8 protein-coding genes are annotated in these 14,962 nt (G+C 36.9%); 6 read left to right on the forward strand and 2 right to left on the reverse strand.

Annotated features, from left to right (window positions below):
• Window positions 1-66: 66 nt before the first annotated feature.
• On the reverse strand, window positions 67-1,410 hold the full coding sequence (locus INR75_RS04100; RefSeq protein ID WP_223090882.1) for a PAS domain-containing sensor histidine kinase: 1,344 nt from the start codon (window positions 1,408-1,410) through the stop codon (window positions 67-69).
• The gene (locus INR75_RS04105) at window positions 1,400-2,746 is read right to left on the reverse strand and encodes a sigma-54 dependent transcriptional regulator (RefSeq protein ID WP_223090883.1); all 1,347 of its coding nucleotides are present in this window, start codon (window positions 2,744-2,746) and stop codon (window positions 1,400-1,402) included. The genes INR75_RS04100 and INR75_RS04105 overlap by 11 nt, the downstream gene beginning before the upstream one ends.
• A 262-nt stretch (window positions 2,747-3,008) precedes the next feature.
• On the opposite strand from INR75_RS04105, the gene INR75_RS04110 reads away from it, so the two are divergent.
• From INR75_RS04110 to INR75_RS04135, 6 genes are all read left to right on the forward strand, one after another.
• Window positions 3,009-4,262: an efflux RND transporter periplasmic adaptor subunit gene (locus INR75_RS04110; RefSeq protein ID WP_223090884.1), complete on the forward strand. Its 1,254-nt coding sequence runs from the start codon at window positions 3,009-3,011 to the stop codon at window positions 4,260-4,262.
• Window positions 4,263-4,319: 57 nt separating this feature from the next.
• Window positions 4,320-5,009, forward strand: coding sequence for an ABC transporter ATP-binding protein (locus tag INR75_RS04115; protein ID WP_223090885.1), 690 nt, complete (start codon window positions 4,320-4,322; stop codon window positions 5,007-5,009).
• Window positions 5,010-5,142: 133 nt separating this feature from the next.
• Window positions 5,143-7,515, forward strand: a complete 2,373-nt coding sequence (locus INR75_RS04120) for an ABC transporter permease (protein WP_223090886.1) — start codon at window positions 5,143-5,145, stop codon at window positions 7,513-7,515.
• Between the two features lie 136 nt (window positions 7,516-7,651).
• Window positions 7,652-10,078 (forward strand): ABC transporter permease, encoded by a 2,427-nt coding sequence (locus tag INR75_RS04125; protein WP_223090887.1) that lies wholly within the window; start codon window positions 7,652-7,654, stop codon window positions 10,076-10,078.
• A 26-nt stretch (window positions 10,079-10,104) separates the two neighbouring features.
• The gene (locus INR75_RS04130) at window positions 10,105-12,519 is read left to right on the forward strand and encodes an ABC transporter permease (RefSeq protein ID WP_223090888.1); all 2,415 of its coding nucleotides are present in this window, start codon (window positions 10,105-10,107) and stop codon (window positions 12,517-12,519) included.
• Window positions 12,520-12,579: 60 nt separating this feature from the next.
• Window positions 12,580-14,937: an ABC transporter permease gene (locus INR75_RS04135; protein ID WP_223090889.1), complete on the forward strand. Its 2,358-nt coding sequence runs from the start codon at window positions 12,580-12,582 to the stop codon at window positions 14,935-14,937.
• The last annotated feature ends 25 nt before the right edge of the window (window positions 14,938-14,962 follow it).

The raw sequence follows: 14,962 nt of genomic DNA on the forward strand, positions 1-14,962 counted from the left end.
GAATATGATTACATTCAAATTGATATATACGGATCTTACTTCTTTTAATTTTGGTGATAAATCGATTCAAAATAAAAGACTTATTGCCGTGCCTTTATTTTCTTCGGTATGAATCTGAATTTTCCCCTTATGCAACATCATAATTTGCTTGCATAAACTCAGCCCAATTCCGCTGCCGTTCTTTTTGGTTGTGAAGAACGGAACAAATATGGTTTCCTGAATTTCCTGCGGAATTCCATTTCCATTATCGATTACTTTAATAACAGTGTAACCATCTGTAGTTGCTTTTGCTTTTACATAAATTTCTGGGTTTTCGATACCCTGCAAAGCATCTCTTGCGTTCACGATGAGATTAATAAGCACCTGCTCGATAAGATAACTATCGATCTTAACCTGTAATTGTAGATTGGAAAGCTCGAAATATAGATCGACATTCTTAGAAGCTAAAGACGGTCGCATTAGTCGTTCAATAGAAGCAAAAAGATCTTCAACAAAAACATTATTTCGGTTTATATGAGTGACCTTATTTAAACTACGATAGGTTTTAGCAAATTTCATCAAACCTTCGCTTCGTTTTTTAATACTTCCTATCGCTTCATTTAGATCTGAAATATCTAACGTATTTTCTTCAGGATTCTTAAGGTTTTCAGTGACCTGATATTGCAAAGTATCGGCAAGCGACGAAATTGGAGCGATAGAATTCATAATTTCATGTGTCATTACACTCAATAACTTTTTCCAGGCTTCAGATTCATTTTGATTTAAGGTTTCATCTATATTTTGAAGTAAAATGATCTTAAAGGAATGTTCATTTTCATAAAAAACCGTTTCAGAAACCAATACTTTTAGCTTTTCGCCATTTACTTTGATGCTTATAGAACTTCCGGTAAGATGACTCATTTCAAAAATAGTCTCGAATAATTCTGGTTTTCGGCTTTTAAGAAACTTAATATTTTTAAAGGAAGGAATACTCAGCGTTTTCTTGATCGCCTCGTTTGCCCAAAGCACGTCGCCAGTCTTTTGATTATAAGAAATGATGCCGACATCTACCATTTCTAAGATTTTCTGAAGGTAAAGATACTGTGCTTCCTTATTCGAGTTGATCTCCCGAATTTTATCATTGATCAAATTGAAACCTTCGTGAAGTCGAGACAAATCTTCAGGCGCTCCTTTGCTTACAAAGCGTCTGGAAAAATCATTGTATTTAACCGATTCAAAAAAATCGTCCATCGCCACAAAACGACGGGTTATAAATTTATACAAGTTATAAAAAGTCACTATTCCCAGGATCGCTCCTACAATGATCAAGGCCATTTGATGCAGACTTATACCAAAAGCAACGGCAGTTAAAGACCCCGTTAAAATCACCAATCTTAGCAAAAGGCCTAAACTGTATTTTTTATAAGTCATATTTATTCAGTCTGCGATATAAAGCTGCCCTGGTAATTCCTAATTCTTTAGCCGATTTAGAAATATTCCCCTTATTTTTCTCGATCACCTTCAGGATGGTTTGCTTCTCTACGGTTTCGAGATTTGTTTCCTGAATTCCGGTTGAAGTTGATAACGATTTTTCTAATCCTGAAAACACCAAATCTTCCGCAGCAAGCGTATCACCATCGGACATAATAACTGCACGTTCTAACACATACTGAAGCTCCCGAACATTCCCGGGAAAAGAATGTGATTTCAGTTTACTAAAGAATTCTTTATCAAAAGAAAATGGCCCTTTAAAATATTTTTCAGCATACATATCTGTAAAATATCGGCTTAATAAAGTAATATCGGTTCCACGTTCGCGGAGTGGCGGTACCGTAAGATCTACGGTGTTAATGCGATAAATTAGATCTTTTCTAAAAGTATTTTCATCGGCCAAATCACTCAATTCTAAATTTGTAGCGCAAATTAATCGAATATCGATTGGAATACTTTCGTTAGAACCCAGCGGAGTAATTGTTCTATTTTGTAAAACAGTAAGCAGTCTTGCCTGCTGGCGTAAACTAATATTCCCTATTTCATCTAAAAAAAGTGTTCCTCCATTAGCCGCTTCAAATCTACCTTTACGATCTTCACGCGCATCGGTAAAGGCTCCTTTTTTATATCCAAAAAGTTCACTTTCAAATAAACTTTCCGTTAGTGCACCTACATCTACTTTTACAAATGGCTTGTTTTTCCGTAGAGATTGATCGTGAATCGCCCGTGCCACCAAATCTTTACCTGTTCCGTTTTCACCCAAAATCAAAACATTGGCATCTGTTGGTGCAACTTTTTTCAATTTTTCAAAAACCAGCTGCATTTCTTCACTTTCGCCGATAATTTTATTTCCGGCAGCAGTAGGTCTCGATATTTGAGGTTTTACCGACTTTTTTTCAACCAGAGACTTTAAGGCTTCAATCATTTTTTGGTTCTTCCAGGGTTTCACCAAAAAATCTGAAGCTCCCTTTTTAAGAGACCTAATAGCCAAATCGATATCGGCATAAGCGGTAATTAGAATAACATCTACCTTTTTATCGATCTGTTTAATTTTATTGAGCCAAAAAATCCCTTCGTTGCCCGTATTTACGACTCCGTTAAAATTCATATCAAGAATGATCACATCAAATTTTTCCTGCTCTAAAAGTGAAGTGATATTATTAGGATTCTTTTCGGTCACTACTTTATTTGCCAAAGATTTCAGCATGATCCGCAACGCTGTTAACACGTCGGGATCGTCGTCTATAACCAGTATGTTCGCATTCTTTAGTTGCATACCTACAATATTACGACTTTCTCTTACCTCTAAATAAAAATGGCTTCAGAAATTTAACATCTCACGAATTTGTTTTGTTTTCGAACAGATAGTGTATTAAAACCGAACACTTTTTAATTTCAAAAATAATTCAAGTTACTGAATTACAGTATTTTATGTTTTTGGCATCATTATAACCTAGTTTTAAGAGAATGTGAAAATTTTCAATTCAGAAAAAAGTATCAAATAACAACCAATATCAATTAGACAACATCAATCAAAAATGGATATACCTATAGAAAAGAAACGATTTACACCTAAAAGAATAGCCATGATCATTGGTGGTGCGCTTTTAATTGGCCTTATCGTTTTTGTTTTACTTTCATCAAGCGGCAGCACCAAACTTAATGTTGAAAAAGAACGCATCAGTATTAATACCGTTAAAAAAGACATCTTTCAGGAAAATATTCCGGTAAACGGAGTGGTAATGCCAATCACCACAATTTATCTTGATGCTTTAGAAGGTGGCCGTGTTGAAGAAAAACTTGCCGAAGATGGCGCGATGATGAAAAAAGGAGAACCTATCCTTAGATTATCGAATACCGATTTGGAATTGAGTTTAGTAAATCAGGAAACCCAGGTATACAATCTACTTACCCAAATGCAACGCACGCAAAATGCATCCAGAGAAAATACGATCAATAAACTCAATCAACTTACCGAAGTAAAAAGTAGCCTAAGAGAAGCCGAGAGAAGATATAAACTGAATAAAAAATTGTTCGACAAAGGAGCGGTTGCTGAACAGGAATACCTGGAAACTAAAAACAATTATTCATATCAAAAAGATCGTTTGGCTTTAACCGAAAGAGTTTTACAGCAGGATTCAATTTCTTCTAAACAGGAAAATGTACAGGCAAGAGAATCTTACGAAAAAACCAGAAAAGCTTTAGAGCTGATGCGCAAAAAAGTAGAAGATCTTGTAGTACGGGCTCCGGTTGATGGGCAACTGACTTCCTTAGATGCTGAAATTGGACAATCGAAATCGAAAGGTGAACGCCTGGGACAAATCGATGTGATTAGCGGATACAAAGTTCGTGTAGATGTAGATGAACATTACATCTCGCGAATTTACGCCGGGCAACAGGGAAGCTTTAATTTCGACGAAAAAAAATATACGCTGGAAATCAAGAAAGTTTACACACAGGTGGCTAACGGAAGATTTCAGGTAGACATGACCTTTCTAGAAGAAGCGCCGGAGAAAATTAGAAGAGGCCAAACACTGCAAATTCGAGTAGCGCTGAGTCAGGAAAAAGAAGCAGTGCTAATTCCGAAGGGAGGATTTTTTCAGGAAACCGGTGGAAACTGGATCTTTAAAGTAAGTGAAGATGGTAGTATTGCTTACAAAACCGATATTCAGCTAGGTAGCCAAAACACCGAATATTACGAAGTTCTTTCAGGATTAGAACCTGGCGACCAGGTGATCACCTCAAGCTATAGCAATTACGAAGATATTCAGGAACTCGTACTAAAAGACTAAATTCTATAATTTTAAGCATAATTATTTCAGCAACAAAACAGACAAAAAACATTCATCATGATAAAAATAACAGCTCTCGAAAAGTTTTATCGTACAGACGAAGTACAGACCATCGCCATTAATAAGCTTTCTTTTGAGGTAAAGGAAGGAGAATTCGTCTCGGTCATGGGACCATCGGGTTGCGGAAAATCTACTTTATTAAATATTTTAGGGCTTTTAGACGATCCCGATGGCGGCAGTTATATTTTTAACGGTATCGAAGTTGCCGGATTTAATGAGCGAAAAAGAGCGAACCTTAGAAAGCACAATATTGGGTTTGTATTCCAAAGCTTTAACCTCATCGACGAGCTTAGCGTTTTCGAAAACGTAGAACTGCCACTTATTTATACCGGCGTAAAACCGGCAGAACGTAAAGAACGTGTGCACGAAGTTTTAGAGAAAATGCAAATTATGCATCGTAGAAAGCATTTTCCGCAGCAATTATCGGGTGGGCAACAACAGCGTGTTGCCGTTGCTCGTGCAGTAGTGAATAATCCTAAACTTATTCTTGCAGATGAACCTACCGGAAACCTGGATAGTAGTAACGGGAACGAAGTTATGGATCTACTAACCGAACTTAATGCTGCCGGAACCACTATCATCATGGTAACGCACAGCGAACACGACGCTAAATACAGCCATCGAATCATCAGAATGTTAGACGGACAAAAAGTTACCGAAAATATACTTGCAGAATATCAACATTAGCGATTTTTCGGGGTCATTTATCAATCAAAATCAAAGAACAAAATTCGGTTTTCCCTTATCATCAAAAGAGGAAATTTCAAGCATCATTTTTCAAAAAATTCGGAATACATCAATCATTATCTAAATAAAAAATATGTTCAAAATTCATCTAAAATCAGCCTGGAGAAACTTGTGGAAATCCAAGTTCTATAATGGTCTAAGTTTACTGGGGTTATCGCTGGGTCTTTGTGTTGCTATTTTTATCGCAGTATGGATTAATTCTGAATTAAGTTATAATGAAATTGGCGACGCTAAACGTATTTATAGAGTTTCCAGTATTCTAAGCAGTGGTGAAAATTCACAAACCTGGGGTGTCTCTGTAGGACCGGTTGCTTATTACGCAAAAAGAGAAGTTCCAGAAGTCGAAGATGCCATTAGACTTAGGGATTTTTATGGCTACCGAATTTTTAGCAGTTCTTCTAATAAATTTGAAGCCAGAGGCGGAGCGCTTGTAGATCCCGAATTTTTTAATTTTTTCGATTTAAAATTCATTGAAGGAGACGCTTCTTCTCCTTTTTCAGGAAATAATTCGGTAATCATTACCAAAAAAGCAGCCCAAAAATATTTTGGAACTACAGAAGCTATTGGTAAAACCATCGCTGCCGATTATAAAGAACATTTTACCGTAACCGGTATTATAGAAGATCTTCCTAATAATTCGAGTTTAGATTACGAACTGTTCTTCCCTATTTCTATTTTCTCTAATGAATATGATGGTAACGGATATTGGGAATCTATGGATACGGATTGGGGAAACTTCAATTTCCTTACGTTTCTAAAATTAAAAAAGAATGCTTCCCAAGAAAAAGTAGTTCAGAAACTTAACAAAATTCAGAAAGCAAAAGACAGAAATGCTATCCAGTCTGATACTCAGGATGCCTATTATTTACAGGCTTTCCAAGAAATGAATTTATACAGTTATGGCGGTGAACCTACCCAAATTAAAACAGTACGCATCTTCGGGATCGTTTTGGTTTTGATTCTTTGTATTGCCTGTATTAACTATGTAAACCTAAATACCGCAAGATGGATACAAAGAGCCAAAGAAGTAAGCCTTCGCAAATTAATTGGTGCAGATAGAAAGCAACTTTTTATACAGTTTATAATTGAATCGTGTATTTTCTTTTTATTAGCGATTGTCTTAGCGATGGGGTTAATCTATTTATTAGCCCCTTCTTTTAATTCGGTTTCAGGAAAAAATATTGACTTCAATTTTCTTGATACAGAGTTATGGGAAATGATTGGTTCCGTATTTATTTCAACATTAGTTGCTTCTTCCATTTATCCGGCAATTTTATTGTCTTCTTTCAAACCCCTTGAAGCTATCAAAGGAAACGTGATTACCGGTGTTGGCGCCGGAAGTTTTAGAAAAGTTTTGGTTTGTCTTCAGTTTTCATTTTCAGTAATTCTAATTATAAGCACCATAATTATTGGGAAACAACTGGATTTTATTACCAGTAAAAATCCCGGTTACGATCGCTCACAAGTGCTTCATTTTTCTATGCCTAAGGAAATGCGATCGCATAAAGAAGCTATCGTAAATCAGGTAAGGAATTTACCCAATATCGCCTCGGTTTCATTTAGCAATAATAACATTATAGATAATGGAATGACTACCGGAGACACCTATTGGGACGGCAAAGATCCACAAAGTGACTTTATTGTAAACCCTATTGGTGTGGATGAAGATTTTATCCCAATGATGAAAATGCAACTGGTAGCCGGTGAAAATTTTAAAGGTCGCTCTGATGATTCTTTACATTTTATACTGAATGAAACTGCCGTAAAACAAGCGGGAATCGAAAACCCAATTGGTAAATCTTTTGAACTTTGGGAAACCAAAGGCACCATCGCCGGGGTTGTAAAGGATTTCAACTTTACGTCGATGAAAAAGAAAATTGAACCTGCCGTGATGTATTACGATCCCGATCCTTATCGTATTTACATAAAAACCACAGATGGCGATATTTCAGCAAGTATGGCTGCAATTGAAGAAACTTGGAACACCTACAATCCTGGTTTTCCTTTTAGTTATTCGTTTTTGGATAAGCAATACGAAACCATGTATCGCAATGATATAAGAACAGGAAAACTCTTCAGGATTTTCTCGATTTTGGCCATTTTCGTTTCATGCTTAGGCCTATTTGGGCTAAGCACCTATACTGCACAACTTAAAAAACGTGAAATAGGTATTCGTAAAGTTTTAGGAGCTTCAGTAGCACAAATCACCTCACTACTTTCTAAAGACTTTTTAAAATTGATTGCTATTTCGTGCATTATCGCCATTCCTGTTGGCTGGTATTTGATGCAATTCTGGCTACAGAATTTTGCTTACAAAACAAATCTCGACTGGTGGATTTTTGCTAGCGCAGGGATACTAACTTTACTTATCGCCTTAGTAACCGTAAGCTCACAGGCTATAAAAGCAGCACTTTCAAATCCGGTTAAAAACATCAAAACAGAATAGAATCCCCCTAACCCCCGAAGGGGGAATATTAATGTTATGAAAAAGATTTTAGAAAATAGCAGCATATCAAAAACCTCACAGGTTTTAAAAACCTGTGAGGTTTGGGACTATTCTTCCATCTTTAAAACAGTACACCATGTTTAAAAACTATATCAAAATCGCCTGGCGGAATCTGCTTAAAAACAGCACCTATTCGTTAATCAATATTATTGGATTAACGATTGGCTTAGCTGCCTGTCTAGCCGTGACCACTGTAGTGATCGATGAATCTTCTTATGATAGCTTTTGGACAAAAAAAGACCAGATTTTTAGGCTGAATACTATAAATACTCGCGATGGAGAACTTTTAGAAAAAGGAGATTATGCACTATCGGGAACTAATACTGCTTTAAAAGATTTCCCGGAAGTGGAGGCGATTACCACCATCGAACAATTTGACACCAATTTTAGTTTTAGAAATATTCAGGGCGAAGGCACAAAAACCAAGGTGATCTACACCAACCCTTCATTTCTGGAGATGTTTGATATTGAGATCACTTCAGGGAATCCTGAAAATTTGGTTGAAGGAACTTCAAATATTATCATTTCAGAATCCTTGGTAAAAAGATTTTTTAAGGGTAGAAACCCGGTGGGTGAGACCATTAAAGATCTTCCTTCTTACAGCAATGAGCCTAACGAGTATCTTATCACGGGGATTTTCAAAGATATTCCGGAAAATACACATTTAAGAGGGCAGGTGCTTTATCTGCATAAACCCAGAACAGAGGTGCTTAATAAGAAGCAGTTTGGGTTTTTTCAAACCTATTATGTAAGTCTGAAAAACGATGTGGATAAAACAAGGTTTGAGACAAAATACAATAATTGGTATTCAAATTATACCGAAGCGGAACATCCAGATAAATTTGAGTTACAGCCTTTAAAGGATATTTATCTAAGATCTGATTTTGCTGGCAACCAGATCTATAAAGGAAGTGCCCAAAAACTTTATATTTTGGGTGCGATAGCGATTTTATTATTGGTTATCGCCTGCATCAATTATGTCAACCTAACTACAGCCAGAGCTTCTCACAAAATGCAGGAGACTGGTGTTAGAAAGGTTTTAGGAGCAGATCGGCTTCAGCTTATATCTCAATATTTGGCAGAATCTGGATTGTTTTTTCTTATTTCTGGCATTCTTGCTTTTGCGATCTATCAGCTGAGTTTACCTGGCATCGTAAGTTATATCGGTCATCCTTTGGCGCTTACTTTTAGCAATTCTGCGACATTATTTTTAGGTGCCATTTCATCAATTTTCGCCTTAAGTGTTCTAACGGGCTTATATCCTGCGTTGTTGATCTCAAGAATAAATCCTTTGGCTTCATTGCGCAAGAAATTTAGATCTAATGCTACAGGCCAAACTCAGTTTGTGAGAAAAGGGCTTGTGGTCTTTCAGTTTTCAATATCACTGGTTGTACTCATCGCTATGATCGTAGTTAACCAACAAGTAACACTTTTAAAATCTAAAGATATTGGGTTCGATACTTCCAATCTTCTAAGCATAAAATATTCGACCTGGCAGAATAAAGGCGAGAGTTTTAAAAACGAATTACTTAAAAGTCCGTTTGTAGAAAATGCGAGTATTTCTTCCTGGATTCCCTCTGGTGGCGGCGGAAGTATGAATCGAAGAATTGAAAGTCCGGACAAAACTGGTGATGAAGTAGAGATCTGGTATATGTTCGCCGATACCGACCTAGCTGAAACTTTAGGGCTAGAAATTGAAAAAGGAAGATTTTTGAGCAATGATTTTGGAGGTGATGCCCTCGCACAAAGTTATTATTTTGAAATGGATTCGGTCAAAAAAGCTGAGTTGGAGAAAAGGCCATCTCTAATTACCGCTCAGGCTGCAAAACTTCTAAAAGTTGATCAGTTAAATGTCGCTAATAAAGATTTGGAAGCAACGCCTGTTGGTATTGTAAGCAATTTTAATAATGAAAATCTTAGAACCAGCGCAAAACCAGTCGTGATTCAAGCTGATAAAAATCCAGATCGCGGAAGCCTACTCATGCGCATCAAACCCGGATCTGAGACAAAAGTCAGAGCCAAAATCAACGAATTATGGCAAGAATTTTATCCTTATAAGCTTCTGGAAATCAATAATGTTTCAGACCTATTGCAAAAACAATATGAAGCTGAGACCAAGCTTTTACAATTCTTCAGCTTCTTTAGTGCGCTGAGTTTATTCCTGGCGGCCTTAGGTGTTTTCGGATTGATCGTTCAGGTAACCGAGCAGCGTGTAAAAGAAATAGGGATTCGGAAAGTGCTTGGCGCTTCGGTACAATCTATTGTGATGCTATTCTCTAAAGACTTTTTAAAAACCATTGCTGTAGCACTTATTATCGCTATCCCAATTGGTTGGTATGCAATGCAGGAATGGCTTCAGGATTATGCGCATCGCATAGAAATAAAATGGTGGATCTTTGGGCTTGCAGCTTCCGTAGTAATAGGTATCGCTATGTTAACTGTGGGAATTCAATCTGCTAAAAAAGCAGTTATCAATCCCGCAAAAAGCTTAAAAACAGAATAATTCATTCAATCAAAAAACACATCATCATGTTTAAAAATCACATCAAAATAGCCTGGAGGAATCTTTTTAAGAATAAGTCTTCATTTTTTCTGAATTGCGGTGGTCTTGCTATCGGAATGGCCAGCTGTATTTTAATCGCGATCTATGTTTGGGATGAACTGAGTTACGATCGATTTTATGACAATGCCGATAATATTGCCCGGGTGGTGCTTCGTGGTAACGTAAATGGCGAAGAACTTAAAGAAGCAGTAGTGGCTGCTCCCATCGCCAAAACTTTTAAAGAAGATCTTCCGCAGGTAAAAGACGCTACACGATTAAGTAAAGTCTATAATCCCGTAATTCGGTATAACAACACCTCTTTTGAAAATATAAAAGCAGCTTATGTAGATCCTAATTTCTTTGATGTTTTTGATCTTAAATTCCTTAAAGGAGATACAAAATCACCCTTTGAAAATCCAAATAGTGTAGTGCTGACTTCCTCTGAAGCTAAAAAATATTTTGGTAACGAGAACCCAATAGGAAAACGCATTACGGTTCCAGACTTAGAAGTAGATCTTGAAGTTACCGCTATCCTTCAGGATATGCCGCATAACACCCATCTACAAATGGATGTTTTTATTCCTATGCATCATAACGAGCGTGCAAATTCTAATTTATGGGTTACTTCTGGTTTTGCTACCTATTTACTCCTTGAACCTGAAACCCAACTTAGCGCTATCGAAAATCAAATCCCAGCGCTAATGAAAAAGTATATGGGAGAACAGGTGCAGCAGGCTATTGGGATTTCTTATGAAGAATTTCAGAAGAATAACAAAATAGGACTATTTCTTCAGCCACTAACTGCTATTCATTTACACTCAGATTTTGCACCAAATACCGAGATATCTGCTTCCGGAGATATTAAATACGTATATATTTTTAGTGCCATTGCCATTTTTATGCTGCTTATTGCTTGCATCAATTTTATGAATCTGGCTACAGCAACTGCTACAAAACGCAGTCGTGAAGTTGGGATTCGTAAAGTTTTAGGTTCAGCTAAAAAACAATTGATTACCCAGTTTTTAACCGAATCTTTTATTACCACGCTTTTCGCTATCATACTCGCTGTAGGCTTGATCGCCCTGGTTTTGCCCTACTTTAATAGCCTGGCAGGAAAAGAGCTGAAGTTGCTGAATTTAGTCAGTTTAAAAAGCGTTTTACTATTGCTGAGTTTCGTTGTTTTGGTGAGTCTTTTTTCAGGCGCTTATCCGGCCTTTGTGCTTTCTTCTTTTAAACCTTTACTGGCCATAAAAAACAAAATTTCAGCCTCTGGAAAAAGAAATAATTTGCGCAGTGGTATGGTGGTGTTTCAGTTTGTGATCTCGGCATCGCTTATTCTTGCCACCATTGTTGTTTATAAGCAAATGCAATTTATTCAGCATAAAAAACTGGGCTACGATAAAGAACAGGTGATCGTACTAAGGGATGCGTACAGAATGGGCAGCACCAAAGTACAGTCTTATAAAAAAGAACTGCTAAAAAACCCCAATATCGCCAGTGTTAGCCAGTCGGCTTATGTGCCTGCCGGGGAAACCGATGATCATTTGCGGGGTATTTTTAAGAATAACGAATATCTACGGAAGTTTTTCTTTTATGACGTCGATGAAGATTACATCGCAACCCTGGGATTAGAACTTATTGAAGGGCGAAATTTTTCTTCGGAATTAAAAAATGAAGCAAATAAGGCGATTATCAATGAAGAAGCCGCTAAAATCTTAGATCTGGGTGATCATCCTATCGGAAAAACCTTTAAACGTGCAGCAGATCCCGAAAATGAAGAGTTTACCGTGATTGGTGTTATTAAAAACTTTCATTTTAAATCTTTACATCACGAGATCGATCCTTTGGTTTTAGCCTATAATCCTTACGGCGGATTAATCTTAAAAACGAAAAATGCCAATATTGCTTCGGTTTTAAATTTTGCTGAAGAAAAATGGTCCAATTTCAACGAAAATGAAGATTTTTCGTATTCATTTTTAGACGAGGCATTTTCGCAAACCTATAGCAAGGAGCAACAAATGGGTACAATTCTTAGCATTTTTACCCTGCTAACCATATTTGTGGCCTGTCTTGGTTTATTTGGCCTAATCACTTTCGCAACAGAACAGCGCTTTAAAGAAATAGGAATTCGAAAAGTTTTAGGCGCCAATGTTAGCGAGATCGTAGGAATGCTCGCTAAAGACTTCATCAAATTGATCTTTATAGCGTTTCTAATTGCTTTCCCTATTGGCTACTATTTTATGCATCAATGGCTACAGGATTTTGCCTATAGAATAGATTTAAGCGTTTGGCAATTTTTAATGGCCGCGATCATCACTTTGGCAATCGCATTAATCACTATAAGTTTTAAAAGTATAAAAGCCGCTTTGCGAAATCCGGTAAAAAGCCTAAGGACAGAATAAACTAAACCTCACAGGTTTTAAAAACCTGTGAGGTTTGTAATCAATCAAAATCAACACATCATGTTTAAAAACTATATCAAAAACGCCATTAGAAAGCTTTGGAAAAATAAGGGGTATAGCGCACTTAATATCTTCGGGCTGGCAATAGGTATCACCTGTGCAAGCTTAATCCTCCTATGGGTAGAAGATGAGATGAGCTTTGATACTATTGTTTCAAATCAAGAACTTGTTTACGCTGTACCCACCAATCAAAAATACGACGGCCAATTACGCACATTTTTTCAGGCGACTCCAGGTCCTTTGGCGGCAGATTTAAAGGCTGAAATTCCAGAAATAACCAAAGCAGCACGTTTTCGTCATGCCGATTTTTTGTTTAGCGTAAATAACTCTTCAGTTACCAGTACCGGATCTTACGTTGATGCAGACTTTTTGGATATATATGATCTGAAATTTATTGAGGGTAATCCTGCACAAGCCTTTAAATTGAAAAAAGGTATCGTAATCACAAAAACTGTGGCTGATATTCTTTTTGAAAATCCTACCAATCTATTAGGAAAAATCATTCGTGTAAATAAGAAGGATAATTTTAAAATAACCGGTGTAGTTGAGGACCTTCCAAAAAATACGACTTACTACTTTAACTGGCTTGTACCTTTTGAGAATTTTACGTACGATAAACCCTGGACTCAGGAATATGGCAGCAATTTTACGGAGACCTTGGTTAAGCTCTCGCAAGGTGCCGATTACAATGCTGTTAATGAAAAAGTAAAACAGATTTTACCAGCTAAGACCGGTGAAAAACATACCCAGGCAATTTTACATTCTGCAAAAAACTGGCATCTACAATCAGACTTTAAAGATGGTAAGGTCGTGGGAGGACGCATAGAATATGTGAGATTGTTTAGCTTTATTGCGCTGATCATTTTAATAATTGGCTGTATTAATTTTATGAATTTGTCAACTGCCCGGAGCGAGAAACGGGCTAATGAAGTTGGTGTACGCAAAACTTTGGGTTCAGACAAGAAGCAGCTGATTTTTCAGTTTATAACGGAAGCTTTACTGACTGCCTTATTAGCCGCAGCAGTAAGCATTCTGACTTTAAGTCTTATTTTGCCGGCATTTAATGCGCTTATAGATAAACAACTATTATTAAATCTATTTGCGCCAGTACACTTGCTTTCACTTCTGACAATAACGTTTACCTGTGGCATATTAGCAGGTCTATATCCAGCATTTTACCTCTCTTCATTCAAACCTATTGATGTCCTTAAAGGCAATCGAGTTCAGACAAAACAAGCGGGTTTTGTACGTAAAGGTCTGGTGGTTACGCAATTTGTAGTTTCTATCATTTTCATCATAAGTACAATACTGGTATACCAGCAGGTACAACACGTTAAGAACAGGGATTTAGGACTGAGTAAGGATAATCTAGTTGAAATACCCATAAATGGTGATTTGATAAAAAATCGGAATGCATTAGCAGAAAGTTTAAAGAATACAAGAATGATTAGCAGTGTGGGATTGTCAAATTCAAACATACTTTCTGCAGGAAATAATGGTTCGGGCCTAAGATGGCAAGGCGTTAGTAATACAGAGGATGTACTCGTTTCGTACCGCTATATAAATGACGAATATTTAAAGACAGCAGGGATAAAATTACTTGAAGGCCGAAACTTCAGTTCTGTAATTACACAAGATAGTTCACATGTGATTATTACCGAATCATTCGCCAAATTGATGGGAAAAGGTAGTGCCTTGGGAAAGACAATAGACCGATATGGAGATATATACACAGTTATAGGTATTACGAATGATTATTTATATGGTGATATGTACGGCACCAGTGATCCTGTGATGTTTTTTAACTATCCGCCTGAAACGCAATACATGTATTTAAAAACTAATCCAAAGTATGCCATAACTGAAATTTTAAATACTGTAGAAAACTACTTAGAAGCCTATAATCCCGGCTATCCTTTTGAACACCGGTTTGTTGATGATGCATTTAATGCGCGCTTTAAAAATGAACAACTTATAGGTAACCTTTCGCGCATTTTTGCCCTACTGGCTATTCTAATATCATGTTTGGGCCTTTTTGGACTATCAGCCTATACTGCACAACAACGACGTAAGGAAATAGGAGTACGGAAAGTATTAGGTTCTAGTGTAGCTGGTATTGTAGGCCTATTATCTAAAGATTTTATAGCACTGGTACTGTTAGCCATTTTAATTGCAATTCCATTAGCCTGGTATATTATGCACATCTGGTTGCAGGGATTTGCCTACCGAATTTCTATTAACGCCTGGGTATTTGTTTTTGCCGGCATTGCCGCAATAAGTATTGCTCTCTTAACAGTTAGTTTCCAGGCTATAAAAGCTGCAATCACCAATCCCGTCAAATCTTTAAGAACAGAATAAAACCTCATCTATCAATAGCTAGAAA

It is taken from the genome of Zunongwangia sp. SCSIO 43204, from assembly GCF_019904275.1.
GTDB lineage: Bacteria > Bacteroidota > Bacteroidia > Flavobacteriales > Flavobacteriaceae > Zunongwangia > Zunongwangia mangrovi.

What these genes read in the sequence shown, in the direction of transcription:
- INR75_RS04100 (WP_223090882.1), bottom strand. Translation starts at nt 1,410, where the DNA reads ATGACTTATAAAAAATACAGTTTAGGCCTTTTGCTAAGATTGGTGATT.
- INR75_RS04105 (WP_223090883.1), bottom strand. Translation starts at nt 2,746, where the DNA reads ATGCAACTAAAGAATGCGAACATACTGGTTATAGACGACGATCCCGAC.
- INR75_RS04110 (WP_223090884.1), top strand. Translation starts at nt 3,009, where the DNA reads ATGGATATACCTATAGAAAAGAAACGATTTACACCTAAAAGAATAGCC.
- INR75_RS04115 (WP_223090885.1), top strand. Translation starts at nt 4,320, where the DNA reads ATGATAAAAATAACAGCTCTCGAAAAGTTTTATCGTACAGACGAAGTA.
- INR75_RS04120 (WP_223090886.1), top strand. Translation starts at nt 5,143, where the DNA reads ATGTTCAAAATTCATCTAAAATCAGCCTGGAGAAACTTGTGGAAATCC.
- INR75_RS04125 (WP_223090887.1), top strand. Translation starts at nt 7,652, where the DNA reads ATGTTTAAAAACTATATCAAAATCGCCTGGCGGAATCTGCTTAAAAAC.
- INR75_RS04130 (WP_223090888.1), top strand. Translation starts at nt 10,105, where the DNA reads ATGTTTAAAAATCACATCAAAATAGCCTGGAGGAATCTTTTTAAGAAT.
- INR75_RS04135 (WP_223090889.1), top strand. Translation starts at nt 12,580, where the DNA reads ATGTTTAAAAACTATATCAAAAACGCCATTAGAAAGCTTTGGAAAAAT.